Annotated in this window: 21 protein-coding genes; 13 read left to right on the top strand and 8 right to left on the bottom strand. The window is 73.1% G+C overall.

Annotated elements, in window-relative coordinates:
* Nucleotides 1–63: 63 nt before the first annotated feature.
* From OO60_RS03005 to OO60_RS02995, 3 genes are read left to right on the top strand one after another with little or no spacing between them, the layout of a single operon-like run.
* A complete protein-coding gene (locus tag OO60_RS03005; protein ID WP_004559546.1) occupies nucleotides 64–297 on the top strand; it encodes a phosphopantetheine-binding protein in 234 nt (77 codons plus the stop codon).
* Nucleotides 294–1,529, top strand: coding sequence for a beta-ketoacyl-[acyl-carrier-protein] synthase family protein (locus OO60_RS03000; RefSeq protein WP_004559547.1), 1,236 nt, complete (start codon nucleotides 294–296; stop codon nucleotides 1,527–1,529). Before OO60_RS03005 ends, OO60_RS03000 begins: the two co-directional genes overlap by 4 nt.
* 11 nt (nucleotides 1,530–1,540) lie before the next feature.
* Entirely contained in the window at nucleotides 1,541–2,407 is an 867-nt protein-coding gene (locus OO60_RS02995) for an alpha/beta fold hydrolase (protein ID WP_004559548.1), read from the top strand.
* Here the strand turns inward: OO60_RS02995 and OO60_RS02990 are convergent.
* On the bottom strand, nucleotides 2,355–3,029 hold the full coding sequence (locus tag OO60_RS02990; protein WP_033260921.1) for a GntR family transcriptional regulator: 675 nt from the start codon (nucleotides 3,027–3,029) through the stop codon (nucleotides 2,355–2,357). The two genes, OO60_RS02995 and OO60_RS02990, sit on opposite strands and share 53 nt — an antisense overlap.
* Nucleotides 3,030–3,168: 139 nt before the next feature.
* Here OO60_RS02990 and OO60_RS02985 point away from each other — a divergent pair, with 139 nt between their 5' ends.
* Nucleotides 3,169–4,158, top strand: coding sequence for a YbhB/YbcL family Raf kinase inhibitor-like protein (locus tag OO60_RS02985; RefSeq protein WP_004559550.1), 990 nt, complete (start codon nucleotides 3,169–3,171; stop codon nucleotides 4,156–4,158).
* A gap of 61 nt (nucleotides 4,159–4,219) precedes the next feature.
* A complete protein-coding gene (locus OO60_RS02980; protein ID WP_004559551.1) occupies nucleotides 4,220–4,774 on the top strand; it encodes a hypothetical protein in 555 nt (184 codons plus the stop codon).
* 207 nt (nucleotides 4,775–4,981) lie between these two features.
* Here the strand turns inward: OO60_RS02980 and OO60_RS47645 are convergent, their stop codons facing one another.
* Nucleotides 4,982–5,656, bottom strand: a complete 675-nt coding sequence (locus OO60_RS47645; protein WP_004559552.1) for an alpha/beta fold hydrolase — start codon at nucleotides 5,654–5,656, stop codon at nucleotides 4,982–4,984.
* A complete protein-coding gene (locus OO60_RS47640; protein WP_063749372.1) occupies nucleotides 5,653–6,819 on the bottom strand; it encodes a YbfB/YjiJ family MFS transporter in 1,167 nt (388 codons plus the stop codon). Before OO60_RS47640 ends, OO60_RS47645 begins: the two co-directional genes overlap by 4 nt.
* 72 nt (nucleotides 6,820–6,891) lie before the next feature.
* Here OO60_RS47640 and OO60_RS02965 point away from each other — a divergent pair, with 72 nt between their 5' ends.
* Nucleotides 6,892–7,476, top strand: coding sequence for a TetR/AcrR family transcriptional regulator (locus OO60_RS02965; RefSeq protein ID WP_033260919.1), 585 nt, complete (start codon nucleotides 6,892–6,894; stop codon nucleotides 7,474–7,476).
* A 579-nt stretch (nucleotides 7,477–8,055) separates the two neighbouring features.
* Here the strand turns inward: OO60_RS02965 and OO60_RS02955 are convergent.
* Entirely contained in the window at nucleotides 8,056–8,457 is a 402-nt protein-coding gene (locus tag OO60_RS02955; RefSeq protein WP_004561932.1) for a barstar family protein, read from the bottom strand.
* 120 nt (nucleotides 8,458–8,577) lie between these two features.
* Between OO60_RS02955 and OO60_RS46300 the strand changes: the two genes are divergently transcribed.
* From OO60_RS46300 to OO60_RS02940, 3 genes are read left to right on the top strand one after another with little or no spacing between them, the layout of a single operon-like run.
* Nucleotides 8,578–9,267: a hypothetical protein gene (locus OO60_RS46300; protein ID WP_155849066.1), complete on the top strand. Its 690-nt coding sequence runs from the start codon at nucleotides 8,578–8,580 to the stop codon at nucleotides 9,265–9,267.
* Nucleotides 9,176–10,498, top strand: coding sequence for a M20/M25/M40 family metallo-hydrolase (locus tag OO60_RS02945; protein ID WP_004561934.1), 1,323 nt, complete (start codon nucleotides 9,176–9,178; stop codon nucleotides 10,496–10,498). Before OO60_RS46300 ends, OO60_RS02945 begins: the two co-directional genes overlap by 92 nt.
* Entirely contained in the window at nucleotides 10,498–11,379 is an 882-nt protein-coding gene (locus OO60_RS02940; RefSeq protein WP_004561935.1) for an alpha/beta fold hydrolase, read from the top strand. Before OO60_RS02945 ends, OO60_RS02940 begins: the two co-directional genes overlap by 1 nt.
* Here the strand turns inward: OO60_RS02940 and OO60_RS02935 are convergent.
* Nucleotides 11,357–12,058, bottom strand: a complete 702-nt coding sequence (locus tag OO60_RS02935) for a methyltransferase domain-containing protein (RefSeq protein WP_004561936.1) — start codon at nucleotides 12,056–12,058, stop codon at nucleotides 11,357–11,359. The two genes, OO60_RS02940 and OO60_RS02935, sit on opposite strands and share 23 nt — an antisense overlap.
* 28 nt (nucleotides 12,059–12,086) lie before the next feature.
* On the opposite strand from OO60_RS02935, the gene OO60_RS02930 reads away from it, so the two are divergent.
* From OO60_RS02930 to OO60_RS02920, 3 genes are read left to right on the top strand one after another with little or no spacing between them, the layout of a single operon-like run.
* Nucleotides 12,087–12,464, top strand: a complete 378-nt coding sequence (locus tag OO60_RS02930; protein WP_004561937.1) for a MerR family transcriptional regulator — start codon at nucleotides 12,087–12,089, stop codon at nucleotides 12,462–12,464.
* Between the two features lie 32 nt (nucleotides 12,465–12,496).
* Complete coding sequence (locus OO60_RS02925) at nucleotides 12,497–13,084, top strand: ArsR/SmtB family transcription factor (RefSeq protein ID WP_205624284.1); 588 nt, start codon at nucleotides 12,497–12,499, stop codon at nucleotides 13,082–13,084.
* 1 nt (nucleotide 13,085) lies between these two features.
* Nucleotides 13,086–13,814 carry an SRPBCC family protein gene (locus OO60_RS02920; RefSeq protein WP_004561939.1) on the top strand — a complete coding sequence of 243 codons (729 nt, stop codon included), beginning with the start codon at nucleotides 13,086–13,088 and terminating at the stop codon, nucleotides 13,812–13,814.
* Here OO60_RS02920 and OO60_RS02915 read toward each other — a convergent pair.
* From OO60_RS02915 to OO60_RS02905, 3 genes are all read right to left on the bottom strand, one after another.
* A complete protein-coding gene (locus OO60_RS02915) occupies nucleotides 13,811–14,035 on the bottom strand; it encodes a DUF5703 family protein (RefSeq protein ID WP_004561940.1) in 225 nt (74 codons plus the stop codon). The two genes, OO60_RS02920 and OO60_RS02915, sit on opposite strands and share 4 nt — an antisense overlap.
* On the bottom strand, nucleotides 14,032–15,045 hold the full coding sequence (locus OO60_RS02910) for a YncE family protein (RefSeq protein ID WP_004561941.1): 1,014 nt from the start codon (nucleotides 15,043–15,045) through the stop codon (nucleotides 14,032–14,034). The genes OO60_RS02915 and OO60_RS02910 overlap by 4 nt, the downstream gene beginning before the upstream one ends.
* A gap of 98 nt (nucleotides 15,046–15,143) precedes the next feature.
* The gene (locus OO60_RS02905) at nucleotides 15,144–16,112 is read right to left on the bottom strand and encodes an aldo/keto reductase (protein WP_004561942.1); all 969 of its coding nucleotides are present in this window, start codon (nucleotides 16,110–16,112) and stop codon (nucleotides 15,144–15,146) included.
* Between the two features lie 86 nt (nucleotides 16,113–16,198).
* On the opposite strand from OO60_RS02905, the gene OO60_RS02900 reads away from it, so the two are divergent.
* Complete coding sequence (locus OO60_RS02900) at nucleotides 16,199–17,236, top strand: LLM class F420-dependent oxidoreductase (protein ID WP_004561943.1); 1,038 nt, start codon at nucleotides 16,199–16,201, stop codon at nucleotides 17,234–17,236.
* Nucleotide 17,237: the final 1 nt, after the last annotated feature.

Here is a 17,237-nt window from a genome sequence, read left to right as displayed (position 1 = left end):
CGCCGGTCCCGCCCGCAGCCGTGAACCGGTGTTCGTGGAAAACGGAATGGGAGTCCGCACAAAGTGACCTGCACCGAAGAAATCACCACGATCCTGCACCGGAACTTCGGTGTCGAACCGGCGGCCGTGCGTTCCGGGGCCTCGCTGCACGAGCTCGGCATGGATTCACTGGCCCTGGAGGAATTGCGCGTCCTGCTCGAGGAACGCCTGGACATCGACCTCGAAGACGTCCAGCTCACCTCGCGGGAGACCGTGGGGCAGCTGGCGGCGGCCGTCGACGAGAAGAGCGCTCGGTGACGGCGCGTCCGGCCGCGGCGGTGACGGGGCTGGGCCTGGTCACCGCGGCGGGTGTCGGGGCCGGCGCCGCGTGGCGGGGAGTGACCCGGTCCGGGCCCGCCCCCGGCGTCCGCCACCGGGCGGAACTGCACGGCCTGTCCTGCGATTTCATGTACACCATCGACGACCTCGACACCGAAAGCGTGCTCGGGGTGCCGGCGCTGCGGATGATGGACCGGTTCTCCCAGTTCGCCGTGATCGCGGCCCGGGAAGCGGTGGCCGACGCCGGCCTCGACCCGGCGGTGTGGGAATCGGACCGGGTCGCGGTCGTCATCGGATCCGCCCACGGCGGCCTGCCGTTCTACGACCAGCAGAGCGCCGTCCTGGCGGAAAAGGGCGCCCGGCGGGTCTCGCCGAAACTCGCGCCGATGACCACGGTGAACAGCGCCGCCAGCAGTGTGTGCCTGGACCTCGGCGCCCGTGGGCCGAGCCTGAGCGTCTCCACCGCGTGCTCTTCGGGCACCGTCGCCATCGGGACCGCGCTGGAGCTGCTGCGCGCCGGGGCGTGCGACATCGTCATCGCCGGCGGCGCCGAATCGGTGTGCTCGCGGCTGCTGATCGCCAGTGCCTGCCAGATGCGCGCGGTGTCCACCCGCCGCGACGACCCGTCGACGGCGTGCCGCCCGTTCGACGCCGGCCGCGACGGATTCGTGGTGGGGGAGGGCGCCGGTCTCGTCGTCCTGGAGCGGTCCGAAGACGCCGCCGCGCGTGGGGCGCGGATCCGGGCGGGCATCGCGGGGTACGGCGCGTCCAGCGACGCGTACGCGGCCGTGGCGCCGGACCCCGAAGGCGCCGGGATCGAGCGGGCGCTGCGGACCGCGCTCGCCGACGCCGGCGTGGCGGCCACCGACGTGGGGCACGTCAACGCCCACGGCACGTCGACGGTGATGAACGACCTCGTCGAGGCCACCGTGCTGCACCGGGTGCTCGGCGACCGGCCGCTGGTGACCTCGACCAAGGCGATGACCGGGCACGCGCTCGGCGCGGCCGGCGGCATCGAAGCCGCGCTCACCGTGCTGGCCCTCGAACGGCAGCTGGTGCCGCCCACGGCCAACTTCGAGACCCGGGACATCCGGATCCCGGTCGACGTGGTCGCCAAGGAAGCCCGGCCGGCCGCGTTCGACTGCGCGGTCAAGACGTCGATGGGCTTCGGCGGCCACAACGCCGCCCTCGTCCTCACGAAGAGCTGCTGAGCAAGGAGATCATGCGGGAAGAAGAGGTCCGTCCGCTGACCCTCGGCGGGACCCGGTTCAGCTACCGGCTCCTGCGGCAGCCCGGTCCGCGGACGGAACCGGTGATCGTGCTCGGCGGCGGCTTCCAGGGCAGCCGGGGCTGGCCGCACATGGAGGACCGGATCGCCCCGGTGGCGGACTTCGTGACCGCGGACCTGCCCGGCGTCGGCGAGTCCGACCCCCTGCCGCCCGGGGCGGGGACGGAGTTCGCGGGCGCCGCGGTCGATCGGATCCTCGACGACCTCGCCGCGCCGCGGGTCAACCTCTTCGGCTACTCCTACGGCGCGGAACTGGCTTTCGGCTGCGCCCAGCGCAACCCGCACCGCATCGCGCGCTTGATGCTCGGCGGCGTGGTCTCGCACACGAGCGCCGCCCAGCGGGAGTCGCTGCAGCTGGCGGCCGGTCACCTCGAGCGGGGCGACACCGAAGGCTTCGCCGCGGTGGCCGCGCGGATGCAGCTGTGCCTGGACGAGGACCGCCACATCCCACGGCGGGCTCTGGTGCACCGGTACGTCAAGCGCTCGATGCTCCACGTCGCCGTCCACGTGCCCGACGTGCTGGCCTACCTCCAGCGGTCGCTGATCAGCAGCCCGTCGTTCGACGGCGGCCTGGCCGGGGTGCCGGCCCTGGTGTTCACCGGCGAGCACGACTCCATCACTTCCCCGGACCGGCAGCGCGCCTTCGCGGCGACGATCCGGGGCAGCCGGTTCGCCGCCATCAGGGATGCCGACCACTGGGTGGTCCTGGAACGCGCCGCCGACGTCGCCGACCTGGCCGCCCGTTTCTTCACCGGCCGCTCCTGGGACGACGCTCCTTACCTGACGCCTGCCCCGCGGTGAGCCCGTCCGCCGTCAGGGTGAGGTGCCGGGTCAGCTCCCCGGCCGCGGCATCCGCGTCGCGGGCCAGCGCGGCTTCCTCGAGCCGGCGGTGCTCGGCGACGTGGTCCCGGCCCGGGCCGTGGTGCGCCGACCAGCGGCGAGCCAGTTCGCTCGCGGCCCACAACCGGTCGAACGTCTCCAGCAGCACCGGGTTCCCGCAGCCCGCCAGCAGCGTGCGGTGGAACACCCGGTGGGCCTCGGACCAGGCTTCGCTGTAGTACTCGCCTTCCCCGGGCGCGAACGCCGGGGTGCGGGCCAGCCGGTGGTGGGCGGCCCGCACGTCGGCCTCCCAGCCGACGTCGCCGCGTTCGACGGACAGCCGCAGCACCACCGGTTCGAGGGTCCGGCGCGCTTCCGCGATCTCCTGCCAGCGCCGGTGGGACAGGGCCGGGACGGCGAAGCCGCGGTTGGGCAACCGGTCGGCGAGCCCGTCGCCGACCACGCGCACCAGCGCCTCGCGCACCACGGCCAGGCTGACGCCCTGCTCCTGGGCGAGGCTCTGGGGTTTGAGCGCGTCGCCGGGCGCGTAGTCACCGCGCATGATCGCGGCCCGGATGCGGGCGTAAACCTGCTCGGAAAGCATGAGCGGGCCGGAGGCGTCGGCCGGGCGTGTGGTGCGGGTCACCGGAGCAGTGTAGATGATCGTGGCAATAATCGATTATTAAGGCTATCGTCGATCTAGCGGCGGCACTCGCCCCGCGGCACGATCCGGAAGGAACGCCTTGAGCGTCAACGATCCCTTCGCCCGCCTGCCCGAAGCGGCCCCCTTCACCGTCACCAGCACCGGCGTCACCGACGGCGGCGCCCTGCCGCCCGCGCAGCTCTCCGGCCAGGACCGGTCCCCGCAGCTGTCGTGGAGCGGAGCTCCGGACGGCACCAGGAGCTACGCCGTCACCGTCTACGACCCCGACGCCCCCACCGGTTCCGGGTTCTGGCACTGGGCGGTCGCCGACATCCCCGCCACGGTCACCGAACTCCCCGAAGGCGCCGGCGACGACACCGGCTCCGGCCTGCCCGAGGGCGCGTTCCAGCTGCCCAACGACGCCCGGGTGGCCCGCTTCCTGGGCGCCGCACCGCCGGCCGGCCACGGCCCGCACCGCTACTTCGTCGTGGTGCACGCCCTCGACGTCGAATCCATCGGCGTGCCCGCCGACGCCACCCCGGCCGTCCTCGGCTTCACCATGGCGGCCCACACGCTCGGCCGCGCGGTCCTCACCGCGACGGCGGAAACGCCGGCGGAGGGCGGACAACGCATTGAGGTTTCCCGGCTGATCCCCGCCTCCGCCGATGCCGTCTTCGCGGTGCTGACCGACCCGGAGGGCCACGTCGACATCGACGCGTCGGGCATGCTCATGGCCGCCGAGGGCGACCGCGTCCGGCAGCCGGGGGACCGGTTCCGGGTGCACATGGACCGCGAAGCCCTCGGCGACGTTCCGCTGGGCAAGTACGAGGTCGAAGTGGTGATCACCACGCTGGTCCCGGACGAGGAAATCGCCTGGACCGTGGAAGCCGGGCTCCGGCCGCACGTCCGCCACATCTACGGCTACCGCCTCGAACGGGCCGAGGGCGGCACGCTGGTCACGTCCTATTACGACTGGTCGCAGATCGACGAAGAGTGGAAGCGGCGCAACGTCTTCCCGATCGTTCCCGAGTCCGCTCTCAAGGCCACGCTGGGGATCCTCGAACGCACGGTACGCCGTCGCGCCCGTTAAACGTCACTTTCGGGTCCGATTTCGAATTGCCGTGCGCCGGGCCTTTGCCGACACTCGGGGAATGGAGAACACGGTTTCCGAACCCGAGACGCTGCCCGAGTCCGACGTCCGGTTCCCGATCGTCCTGCGGGGCTACGACCGCCGTCAGGTGGACGAGTACGTGCGCGTCGCGGAGAAGCGCGTCGACCGGCACGAGAAAGCGCGGCGGGTCGCGGAGCGCCGGCTGGCCAAGGCCCAGGTGCCCGCGCCCCGTGACCCCGACGACGCCGCCGGGCTGGGCCGCCGGATCGAAAAGATCCTCCAGGTCGCCCGGGCCGAGGCGGCGGAGATCAAGGAACAGGCGCGCAAGGAGGGTGACGACCTGCGGGCGGCAGCGGAGCAGGCGGTCGCCGAAGCGGAGACGGCACGCGCGGAGACCGAACTCGCCGCCCAGCGCGACGCCCAGCTGATCATCTCCCGCGCGGAGGACGAAGCCGCCGCGATCCGGTCGGCCAACCAGGCGGTGCTGGACCGGCTGAGCCAGATCGTCGGCCTCGTCGAAGAGGCGCGCGACCGGTTCGGCGAGGCCGAGGCGGAGAGCCCGGCCGAGCCGGAGGCCGTGCCCACGCTCGCCTGACCGGGGCGGCTGCGCTCACGCCCGGCGGCGCCACAGCCGGCAGCCCGCGCCGACGACCGCGCGTTCATCGCCCTCGGTACGAGCCCGCGGGGCCGGGCCCATCCGGTCGGCGTGCGCCGGAGACAGCGGGCCGCTCAGCATGTGGGCGCGGCCCGCACCCGCATCCGTCCACTGTGGCGTAGCCACCGCGCCCGCCGGCCGCGGTGGCTACGCAGCCGCAACACCGAGCAGGATCTCCAGTAGTTCGCCGGGCGCGTCCCGCATGAGGTTGTGCCCGCCGTCGACAGCGTGCGTGGTCCACCCGGGATCCGCACGCAGGCGCTGGTAGACGGGGGTGAAGGGCGACTCGCCGTCCCAGCCGGCGGCGTAGACGTAGTCCCGGCGCCGGAACCGGGCCGGGTCGCCGGTCAGGCGAAGCGGCTGCAGCACCGAGGCGAGCGGGTGCGGGGTGGCCCGCGGATCGAAGAACGGCAGCGGGCGGATGGCGTACCCGCTGTCGACGACGTCGAGGTACCACTCGCGCTCCCGGTCGGAGACCAGCGCCCAGCAGGAGTCACCGTGCGCGGGAACGACGGCGTCGAGGTAGACGAGGCTGGCCACCCGACCGGGCAGGCGGTCGGCGGCACCGGTGATGACCATTCCGCCGTAGCTGTGGCCGACCAGCACGGCGTCGTGGACGTCCTCGGCTTCCATCAGCGCCGTCACGTCCTCGATGTGGGTGTCGAGGTTGACCCCGCCGGGCAGGAGGTGGCTGCGTTCGGCGATCCCGGTCGGCGTCACCGGGTGGACGCGGTGCCCGTGTCCGCGCAGCTGGGCGGTGAGGTCGGCGAAGCACCAGCCTCCGTGGCACATGCCGGGAACGAGGACGAAGGTGGCGGTCATGATCGTGCTCCGATTTCTTCCGTGTGGTTGCGGGCCGGTTCGAGGAGGGGCCGGGCGCCGGCCAGGACCGCCGCCACGGCGCACAGGGCGGCGGTCCACGCGAGGGCGGCGGCCGGCGAGGTGCGGTCGGCGAGGAGGCCGGCCAGCCAGGGGCCTGCCGTCTGCCCGGCGGCGAACAGCGCGGTGAACGCGGCCAGGGTGGCGGTCCAGCCGGTGGGTGCGACGACGGTCCGGAGGTACGCGGTGACCGCGGCGGGCACCGCCATGAAAGTGGCTCCGTAGGCGACGGCGGAGGCGATCACCACCGCGGGCGAGGACGACAGCAGCGCCAGCGCCGCGCCGGCGGCCAGCACGCCGAGCAGGAGGGCCAGCGCGCGCGTGCCGGGCCAGCGGGTGATCGGGCGGCTCCACACCGCCGGGGCCGCCACGACGGCCGCGCCCAGCAGGGTCCAGGTGAGCGTCACCTGCGCGACCGGGGCCTGCCGGTCGTGCAGGTACACGGACAGGAAGGTGATGTAGGTGATGTAGCCCGCCGCGAAGAGGAAGTACGCCGCCGCGACCGGCCACAGTGGACGGATCCGGGCGCGGCCCGCCCGGCCGGCCGGTTCCTCGCCGGGTTCCGGCGCCGTCCAGCAGATCAGGGTCGCCAGCCCGGCGGCTGCGCCGAGTCCGATCCACGCCGCCTGCCACTGGCCGGCGAGGCCGGGAATGGTCAGACCGCCGAGGACGATGCCGAGGCCGGTACCGGCGAAGTACACCGTGATGGGCGTGCTGGAGCCGGTTCGCGCGGCGGACCGGGCCGCGAGCACACCACCCGCGATGAACACCACCGCGCCGCTCGCCCCGGCCACGACCCGGGCCGCCAGCAGCACCGCGAAGACGTCACCGGCCGCGGTGCCGGCCAGCGCCACCGCGGTCACGGCCAGGCCCCAGCGGAACGCCGCGGCCGCACCCCACCGGCGGACCACGGCCGCCGTCGTCACGGCGCCGGCCAGGTAGCCCAGCCCGTTCGCGGTGCTGACCGTTCCCGCCTCGGCCAAGGTCCACCCCAGGTCCTCGCGCATCGCCGGCACGAGCAGGCCGTAGGCGAAGCGTGCGAGGCCCAGCGCGGACGCCGTGCCGAGCGCCAGCCGCGCGGCTCGCCGGATCGCTGTCACGCCCACCCCCGAGATCGAACCGATCGGTACGACCCGGACGCTAGCACAAGGATCGAACCGTTCGGTACCATCGTGGTCATGCCGGTTGCCAAAGGCTCGACCATCGACCCGGACCGCACGCGCGCCGCGATCCTGCACGAGGCCACGCAGGTGCTGTACGAACGCGGGCTCGACGGGATCGGCGTCGCCGAGCTCTGCGGCCGCCTCGGCGTGTCGAAGGAAACGCTCTACCGGCACTTCGGCACCAAGGACGGACTCGTGCAGGCGGTGCTCGAAGCACGAAGTGACCGGGTCGTCCAGTGGCTCACCGGCGTCGTCCGGCAGGCCGGCGACCCCGCCGGCCGGCTCGCCGCCCTGTTCGGCGCGCTCCAGCGGTGGTACGAGGAGCCGGGTTTCCGCGGCTGCGGACTGCTTAACGCCGCCGCCCAGCACCACACCGCCCCGGTCCGGGCCGTCGCCGCCCGCCATCTCGGCCGCTACCTCGACCTGCTCACCGAGATCGCCGTCGCGGCCGGCGTCGCCGATCCCCCTCGCCTGGCCCGGCAGTTGCTCATCATCGTCGAGGGCGCCACGGCCGTGGCCGACCACCACGACCACCGGCACGCGGGCGAGGACGCACGCCAGGCCGCTCTCACGCTGCTGGCCGCGGCGCGCCGGTCCTGAGGACCGGCCCGGTCAGGGGCTCTGGCGCGCGCTCTCGGCCCAACCAGCTGGTAGCTGGTTGGTCCAAGAACCGCGCTGCAGCGGCTAACCCGCGGCTCCGCCGCCACATCTCGTCCGAGCCGTAGCCCTGCGGCGCACGATCGCCGCCGTCTGCATGCCGACGGCCAACACCAGGTGCCCGGCCCTGGCTGGGTCGACGTCGACATGCTCGATCCGCCGCGCTGGCCCGGCAAGGACGAAGCGGGCTGAATCAGTGTCGAACCAGCTGATCCGGAGGCGCACGAGCACGGCGGCCGAGGCCGTGGCGGTCAGCTCTCCGGCGTCGAGTCCGGCCTCACCGGGTAGCCACAAGACTTCGAACACCGTTTCCACGCGCAGGCCAGGGACGTCGTCCGGCGCATGCAGCCGCCAGCCCGATCACGGCGACGTCGACCGCCCGCGTCGACCCAGCTGACTCCGGACGTTCTGCGGACGGGGCCGGTCGTTCACCCAGGCTTGGCCTTTCAGGGCATCAGCCAGCGCTGGTCCGTGTGACCGGTGAGCCAACCGGACACAGTGAGATCCTGGGGACCAGGGGACTTATTCAGACTCTGGCGCCGACGGTTGGTTGATGTAGACCGTGACAATTTTGGTGGATCCGATGGCGGCTTTGGCGTCGGCGAGGGTTGCCGTGATGTCTTCCAGCACGGCGACGGCGGTCTGGTAGTCGTCGGGGTGAGTCTTGCTCATGATCTCGGCGTCTCGCCACACGATCACCACCCGTGGGGCGTCGAGGGTGCGGAGGCCTTCCCAGAGGGAGTCGGACAGCGCGTCCCAGCTGCGTGAGCCGATCAGTGGCGGGTCGAGCGGGAACGTAGTACGGACGGCGTCGAAGAACGCGGCCCGGTCGGCCGGCTCGGGGACCGACAGAACGTAGGTGGCGGCCCCGCTGGCTGTTGCTTCCTCGAGAACCTCGTCGATGGCACTGGGGTCGATCGTCACCAGTCCTGGCTGCGGGCTCATGGGCGTATCACCGGATCCGGACGAAGGCGGGGTTACCGCTGTCACCGTAGTGGGTCCAGGTGGGCCGACCGGGCCAAGAGCCGCTACACGGTGGCCGGCTTGCGCAACACCTGGATCGTCACCGTGCCGCGCGACTTCCCGCCGAGGGACCTCAAAGGCATCGACGCGCTGCTGCTGACGTGCGAAGAACACGACGCAGCCTCGCACGAGCAGCTGTACGGGGCCGCGCTGCTCGGGCACGTCAGCTTCGCTGTGGACGAGGCCGTCGATGCCGGGGTCTCGGCCGACGTCTCCCGCAGCAGCACCGCGCGGCCACCGGAGGTCTGGGGCCTGGCCGACGGCGTCGGCGGTGTCGCCGACGGTGGCGAGCGCCTCCTGCCGGGCGAGCCGGTGGCAGTTGGCCGGCTGTTCGCGTGGTTATCCGTCCACAGTGGATCGGCCGGGCCGGATCTGGGCCGTGTCGCGATCGGTTGCAACCGGCATTCATCGGTCCTGACCAGCCAAAACGTCCTGTCGTGCGGTTCACCGGCCCACGCCTACTCGGCCGGCCCGGCTGATCCGCCCCGGCTTGGCACCGAGAGGAGCGTGGTGCGGTCGATGCGCGCCGTCGTGGGTCCGGTGTCTCCACCGAGGCCCCCGGCCGTCTCAGCAGGCGTGCAGCCAGCGCATCCGGCCGTCCGGGTGATAGGAATGGCCGGTGACCGACACGAACCTGATCGAAGCCGCCGCGGCCGAGGCCGTCACGCTGACCAGCGAGCTCATCCGCATCGACACCACCAACACCGGTGACCCCGACACGCTGGTCGGCGAGCGGACGGCGGCCGAGTACGTCGCGGAGAAGCTGACCGACGCCGGGTACGAGATCACCTACGTCGAGTCCGGCGGCAAGAACCGGCACAACGTCTTCGTGCGGCTCGAAGGGGCCGACCGGTCGCGGGGGGCGCTGCTGATCCACGGGCACCTCGACGCCGTGCCCGCCGATCCGTCCGAATGGTCGGTGCACCCCTTCTCCGGGGCGATCCAGGACGACTACGTCTGGGGCCGGGGCGCGGTCGACATGAAGGACATGTGCGGGATGGCGCTCGCGCTGGCCCGGCACTACAAGCTGAACAACGTCGTGCCGCCGCGCGACCTCGTCTTCGCCTTCCTCGCCGACGAGGAGGCCGGCGGCCAGTACGGTGCCCAGTGGCTGATCGAGAACCGGCCCGAGCTGTTCGAGGGCGTCACCGAGGCGATCAGCGAGGTCGGCGGCTTCTCCATCACGCTCAAGGACGACGTCCGCGCGTACCTCATCGAGACGGCGGAAAAGGGCATCCGGTGGATGAAGCTGCGCGTGCGCGGCACCGCCGGGCACGGCTCGATGATCCACCGCGACAACGCCGTCACCAAGCTCGCCGAGGCGGTCGCGAAGCTCGGCAACCACCGGTTCCCGCTCGTGCTCACCGACTCCGTGAAGGAGTTCCTCGCCGGTGTCACCGAAATCACCGGCTGGGACTTCCCGGAGGACGACCTCGAAGGCTCGGTCGCCAAGCTGGGCAACATCTCCCGGATGATCGGCGCGACCCTGCGCGACACCGCCAACCCCACCATGCTCACCGCCGGGTACAAGTCGAACGTCATCCCGTCGGTCGCCGAGGCCGCCGTCGACTGCCGGATCCTGCCCGGGCGGCTGGCGGCCTTCGACCGCGAGCTCGACGAGCTGCTCGGCCCGGACATCGAGAAGGAGTGGATGGAGCTGCCGCCGGTCGAGACGACCTTCGACGGCGCGCTCGTCGACGCGATGACCGCCGCGGTCCTGGCCGAGGACCCGGGCGCGAAGACGCTGCCGTACATGCTCTCCGGCGGCACCGACGCGAAGTCGTTCCAGCAGCTCGGCATCCGCAACTTCGGCTTCGCGCCGCTCAAACTGCCGGCCGACCTCGACTTCTCGGCGCTGTTCCACGGCGTCGACGAGCGGGTCCCGGTGGAAGCGCTGAAGTTCGGCACCCGGGTGCTCGACCGGTTCCTGCGCACGTCCTGATGACCGGGTTCGCGCTCGCCGACGGCACGCTCCTGCAGGTCATCCGCCGGGGCGATCCGGCAGCGCCGGTGACCGTGGTGTTCGTCCACGGCTACGCGCTCGACCAGCGCAGCTGGGGCCGGATCGCGCCGCTGGTACCGGACGCGGCCGGCGCGCCGGTGGCCGTGCTGACCTACGACCAGCGCGGCCACGGCGGATCGGGGCGGGCGCGGCGCGGCACGGCGACGATGGCGCAGCTCGGCGACGACCTCGCCGAGCTGCTGGAGCGCGAGGTGCCCGAGGGCCGGGTGGTGCTGGTCGGCCACGACATGGGTGGCCTGGCGATCATGTCGCTGTCCCAGCGCCACCCGGAGCTGTTCGCCGATCGGGTGTCCGGGCTGGTGCTGCTGGCGACGTCGTCGGGCACGCTGGCCACCGAGGTGTCGGCGGCCTGGCCGAACGCGCTGGGCAAGCTGGCCCGCGACCTCGAAGCCGTGCTCGGCTCGAAGCTCTTCGGCGTCGTGCGCGAGCGCACCAGCCGGGCGGTCAGCGCAGGCCTGCGCTGGTGGCTGTTCGGCGACGACCCGGACCCGGACCTGGTCGAGCTGACCGTGAAGATGATCCGCGGCAACTGGCCGCACACCGTCTCGCTGTTCCGCCCGGCCCTGGACGCCTACGCCCGCGAAGCGGCCTTGGCGCAGGTCAGCGGCCTGCCGGTGACGGCGATCGTGGGGGAGCGGGACCGGATCGTCCGGGCCTCCGACGTCGAGCAGTGGGTCCGCGGCCTCGACGCCGGGACCGCGGTGGTGCTGCCCGGCGTCGGGCACGTCGTGCCGCTGGAGGCCGCGGCCCAGGTGCTGCCGCGGGTCGTCGCGCTGGTCAACGCGAGCCACCGCAGCTGAGGCGGCCCGCGGCCAGGAAGATCGGCACCGCGACGAACAGCCGGTCGTCGCGGGCCCGGGCGGTCTGCTCGGCCAGCCAGGCCCCATCGCCGCCGAGGTTGGCGAGCACCGGCAGGGCCGCCCCGTCGGTCCACACCAGCGCGCGGACTTCGACGGTGACATCTGTGAACCCGTTGTCCAGCAGAAGGTTCCGGTACCGCCGGGCGATCCGCGGGTGGGGCATGCCGTCCGCGCGCGTGTGGACGATCGACCGGGTGCGGGCCGGGTCGTCGGAGTCGATCACGACGGTGTCCCAGTCCTGGCCGGTGAGCACCGCGCGGCCGCCCGGTGCCAGGACGCGGCGGGCTTCGGCGACCGCGAGCTGCGGCTCGGGCAGGACGTGCAGGACCTTGTCGGCGCGGTAGCCGGTCACCGAGCCGTCGTCGAGGGGCAGCGCGGTGGCGTCGGCGACGTGGAATTCGCCGGCGGGCCAGCGCTCGGCGGCGACCTCGATCATCTCGGGATCGGCGTCGACGCCGACGGCCCGCACCCCGCGGGCGGCCAGCTCGCCGACGGCCCGCCCGCTGCCGCAGCCGACGTCGACCACGACGTCGCCGAGGCCTTCATAGGTAAGTTCCCGCAGCTGGACGGCTTGCGGGCGGTCGTCGAGGGCATCGAGGAGGGGAAGCAACGTGGACATGCGGCCAATCCTGCGACTTAATGCCGACATGAAGTCAATCGGCGAAGTGGCGGCCCGGTTCGGGCTGCCGGCCCATGTGCTGCGCTACTGGGAGGCGGAAGGGCTGCTGGCCCCCGCCCGCGCGGGCGCCCGGCGCCGCTACACCGAAGCGGACCTGCGCCGGGTGGCCGCGATCCTGGTCGCCAAGGAGGCCGGGTGGGAGCTCGCGGACATCCGGTCGATGCTGACCGACCGGTCCGCGGCCGGCCGGGCGGCGATGGCGGCCCGCCAGCGCGAGCGGCTGCGGACTCAGATCGCCCGGGCGCAGGCCGCGCTCGAGCTTCTGGAGGGCGACTGCACGCACGACGACCTCATGGCGTGCCCGCACTTCCAAGGCCTCCTGCGCCGACAGCTCGAACGTTCTTGACAACTTCTCTGTTCGGTCGGCATGCTGGGCGCATGTTTCCCGTGGCGGTGATCGAGGACGCGGCGGCGGCCGAGGTGTCGCTGGACCCGGTCCGGGCCCGGCTGCTGGCCGAACTGGCCGAACCGGCGTCGGCGACGATGCTCGCCGCGCGGATCGGCCTGCCTCGGCAGAAGGTCAACTACCACCTCCGCGCGCTGGAGAGCCACGGCCTGGTGGAGCTGGTCGAGGAACGGCGCAAGGGCAACGTCACCGAGCGGATGATGCAGGCGACGGCGGCGTCGTACGTCATCTCGCCGACGGCGCTGGCCGCGGTCCAGCCGGACCCGGCCCGCTCGCCCGACCGGCTCTCGGCGCGGTGGCTGCTCGCCGTCGCCGGACGGCTGGTGCGCGACGTCGGCCTCCTGATCACCGGCGCGGCGAAGGCGCAGCAGCGCGTCGCGACCTTCGCCCTCGACGGCGAGGTGCGGTTCGCCTCGGCCGCCGACCGGGCCGCGTTCGCCGAGGAACTCACCGCCGCCGTCACCACGCTGGTGGGGAAGTACCACGACGAGACGGCGGGCAAGGGCCGTCGGCACCGGGTGGTCGTCGCCGTGCACCCGAGCGTCCCGGAGGAGTCCTGACGTGGGCCACGAGTTCGAACTGACCGACGTCGCCGAGGCCGGGGCGACGCCGGAGCAGGTGTGGGAAGCCATCGCGACCGGACCCGGCATCGACTCGTGGTTCATGGGCCGCAACGAGGTCGATGGCGGCACCGGCGGCACGGTCCGCGGCGCCTTCGGCGGCTACGAGCCGGAGTACGGGATCCGCGCGTGGGAGCCGCCCGGGAAACTGGCCTACGGAAGCGGAACCGCGCCGGACGGACGGCGGATCGCCTACGAGTTCCTCGTCGAGGGCCGCGACGGCGGCAGCTCGGTGATCCGGTGCGTCACCAGCGGCTTCCTGCCCGGCGACGACTGGGAGGACGAGTTCGAGGCGATGACCGCGGGCGGCGCGCTGTTCTTCCGCACCCTGGTCGAGTACCTGACGCACTTCGCGGGCCGCACGGCGGTGCCGGTGACGGCGTTCGGCCCGCCGGTGGCGGACTGGGACCGGGCCTGGGCACAGCTGGGCACCGCCCTCGGCCTGTCCGCGCGGCCCGCCGAGGGCGACCGCGTCCGGCTCGGCCGCGAGGGGGTCGTCTACGCCGTCAACGACCAGGCCGTGGGCGTGCGGACCGAGGACGCGATGTTCCGGTTCCTGCGCGGCTTCCGCGGGCCGATGGTGGCGTCCCACCACCTCTTCGCCGCGGGCACCGACCCCGGCACCGAGGAGAAGACCTGGGGCGAGTGGCTGAACCGCGTGTTCGGCTAAGTCGGCAGGGCGCCGGGCAGGCTCTGGGCCGTCTTCTTGCGGCGCAGCCAGACCCGGCGCGTCCCGTCGGCGTAGAGCCGCACGGTGCGCAGTTCCCAGCCCGCGAACTCCGCGTGGATGGAGAGCTGGATCGCCGCCGCACGCCGGGACACGCCCGGGGGGAGGTGCAGACGGCGATACTCCCAATCCCCTTCGACCACCGCCTCGCTGACCGCTGTCATGGCTGGATCACCTGGGTCCCTTCTCCGGCGGCCGAGCCGACGATCACCCGGCCGCTCTTCTCGTCCACCCCGACCGAGTCCGGCTGGCGCACGGTGGGGAACCGGTACTTCTCGACGGGCTCGCCGCCGCGGACGTCGAACCCGACCACTTCGTTGCGTTCGGTGAGCGTCACCCACGCCAGGCTTCGCTGGGCGTCGTAGGCGATCCCGTACGCCCCGCCGGGGACCGGGTAGCGCTGCTTCAGGATCAGCGGGCCGGCCGAGAACGCCAGCAGCGCCCCCGCCCGCGCGTCGGTCACCAGCACCCGCCCGTAGGAGTCCGCCACGGCGTTCGCGGCGCCGTCGCCCGCCCGCAGGCCCTCGTTGACCTTCCCCGCGGCCACGTCGACCGAGAACACCGCGGTCCGCAGCCGGTCCAGCACCACGACGCCGTTCCCGGTGTCGACGACGTCGTCGGCGCTGTAGAGCTGCCCGCCGATCGTCCGCGCCGGACCCGCCGCCGGCAGCACCTGGATGTCCTTCGCCGCCCCCATCGCCACCAGCCGATCTGGCCCGAAGGCGATGCTCGACGCCGGCTGCCCGCCGGTCTTCGTCTCGGTCAGCTTCCGGTCCGGCAGCGTCAGCTGCTGCACCACACCCGCCCCGGGCTCGGCGATCTCCACCCGCCCGGGTGTCACCGTCAGCCGGGACGCAGCACCGTATAACGGCATATTCACCGGGGCGGACGCGAGCGCGTTCAGGTCGTACAGCCGCAGAGCCGGCGGCGAAGAAACCGCAACGACGAGGGTCGACGTCTTCGGATCCACGGCGACGGCCGAGACCGGGCCGTTGCCGAGCACCTGACCGGCGGGCCGCACGGTCACCGCGGGGGAGACGGCCGGGCGCGCGGCCGTCGGGTTCGCCACGATCTGCAGGTCGTCGGACGTCGGCTTGGCCGACGAGCAGCCCGAGAGCACCAGGGCACCGGCGAGCGGGAGCGCGATCCACGACACGGCGGCGAGCCGACGCACGTTGTGGCCTCCAGGTGTCCCTCGGCGGGCGGTCTTCACCAGCATGCTCCTTGATCCCCGTGCCGTCACGTGCGTGTCACCGAACAGACACCTGGCGCTCACCGCGGCCAGCGTTCGGGGTAGCCGACCTCGATCGCGCTGACGTCGTCGAGGGCGGACCGGATGGCGGGCGGCAGGGTGATGTCCTCCGCCGCCAGCGAGCCGGTGAGCTGGCCGGTGTCCCGCGCGCCGACGACCGGGGCGACGACGCCGGGCCGGTCGCGGACCCAGGCGAGGGCAACCGCCAAGGGTGACGTGCCGAGCCCGTCGGCCGCGGTGGCGACGGCCTGCACGATCCGGGCGGCGCGGTCGGTGCGGTGGTGCTCGACGTAGCCGGCGTACGCGCTGTTCGCGCCGCGGGAGTCGGCCGGCGTGCCGGTGCGGTACTTGCCGGTCAGGACGCCGCGGCCGAGCGGCGCCCACGGCAGCAGCCCGATGCCGTGGTGGGTGGCGGCGGGCACGACCTCGCGGTCCACCCCGCGCTCCAGCAGCGAGTACTCGACCTGGGTGGAGACCAGCGGCGCGGCGGCCGGTGCGCCCGTGGCGGCGGTGGCCAGCTGCCAGCCCGCGTAGTTCGAGACGCCGACGTAGCGGACCTTTCCGCTGGTCACGGCGTACTCGAGGGCGGACAGCGTCTCGGCGAGCGGCACGCATTCGTCCCAGGCGTGCAGCTGCCACAGGTCGATGTGGTCGGTGCCGAGCCGCTTGAGGGAGCCGTCGAGCGCGCTGAGCAGGGCACCGCGGGAGGCGCCGCCGCCGAAGGGGCCTTCGGTGCGCCGGGCGACCGCTTTCGTGGCGAGGACGACGTCTTCGCGGGGCACCAGGTCGCCGAGCAGCGAGCCGAGCACCCGTTCGCTCTCGCCCTCGCCGTAGATGTCGGCCGTGTCGACCAGGGTGCCGCCGGCGTCGACGAAGGCGACCAGCTGGCTGGCGGCCTCCTCCGCGTCCGTGTCGCCACCCCAGGTCATGGTGCCGAGCGCCATCCGGGAGACGCGCAGTCCCGAGCGGCCGAGCAGTCGCTTTTCCACGACCGCCGAGCCTAGTGGGCTGCCCCGTCCGGAGGAGACCAAGGTGAGTCGTGTCGCGATCAAGGCCCCCGTTAGGGTCTGGCCCCGTGCGACTCGGACTGAATCTCGGCTACTGGGGCACGGGGAGCGACCCCGCGAGCCTGGCGTTGGCGAAGCAGGCGGAGGAGCTGGGGTACGCGGTCGTGTGGGCCGCGGAGGCCTACGGCTCGGACGCCGTGACCGTGCTCACCTGGATCGCGGCGCAGACGTCCCGGATCGACGTCGGGGCCGCGGTGCTGCAGATCCCGGCCCGCACCCCGGCGATGACCGCGATGACGGCCGCGACGCTCGACACGCTCTCGGGCGGCCGGTTCCGGCTCGGCCTGGGTGTCTCGGGCCCGCAGGTGTCCGAGGGCTGGCACGGCGTGCGCTTCACCTCGCCGGTGGCCCGGACCCGCGAATACGCCTCGATCGTGCGGTCGGCGTTGCGGCGGGAACGGGTGACGTTCGCGGGGGAGCACTTCACGCTGCCGCTGCCGGACGGCCCCGGCAAGGCGTTGCGGATGACCGTCCGCCCGGCCCGCAAGCACGTCCCGCTGTACCTGGCCGCGATCGGGCCGAAGAACCTGGAGCTGGCCGGGGAGATCGCCGACGGCTGGTTGCCGGTGTTCTTCTCGCCGTCGCACGCGGGGGAGCAGCTGGCCCACGTCCGCGCCGGCGCCGAGCGGGCCGGCCGCACGCTGGAGGATTTCGACGTGGTGCCGTCCGTGCCGCTGGTGCCCGGCGACGACTGGCGGGCCTGCGCGGACGCCGTCCGCGGGTACGCGGCCCTCTACCTGGGCGGGATGGGGAGCAGGGAGAAGAACTTCTACAACCGGCTGGCGTGCCGGATGGGATTCGCGGCCGAGGCCGCCGAAGTGCAGGAGAAGTACCTGGCCGGTGACCGGGCGGGGGCGATGGCGGCGGTGCCGCCGGAGTTCCTCGACGCGACGTCGCTGCTGGGTCCGAAGGAACGGATCGCGGAGAAGATGAAGGAATACGCCGAAGCCGGCGTGACGACCCTGTCGGTGTCGCCGTACTCGCCCGAGCCCGCCGCTGCCCTGCGCACGGCCGCCGAGGCGCTCGAGCTGGCGGGGGTGGCCTGAC

Origin of the sequence: Amycolatopsis vancoresmycina (genome assembly GCF_000716785.1) — a bacterium.
Taxonomy (GTDB): domain Bacteria; phylum Actinomycetota; class Actinomycetes; order Mycobacteriales; family Pseudonocardiaceae; genus Amycolatopsis; species Amycolatopsis vancoresmycina.
This window is presented reverse-complemented; position numbering and strand designations above follow the sequence as displayed.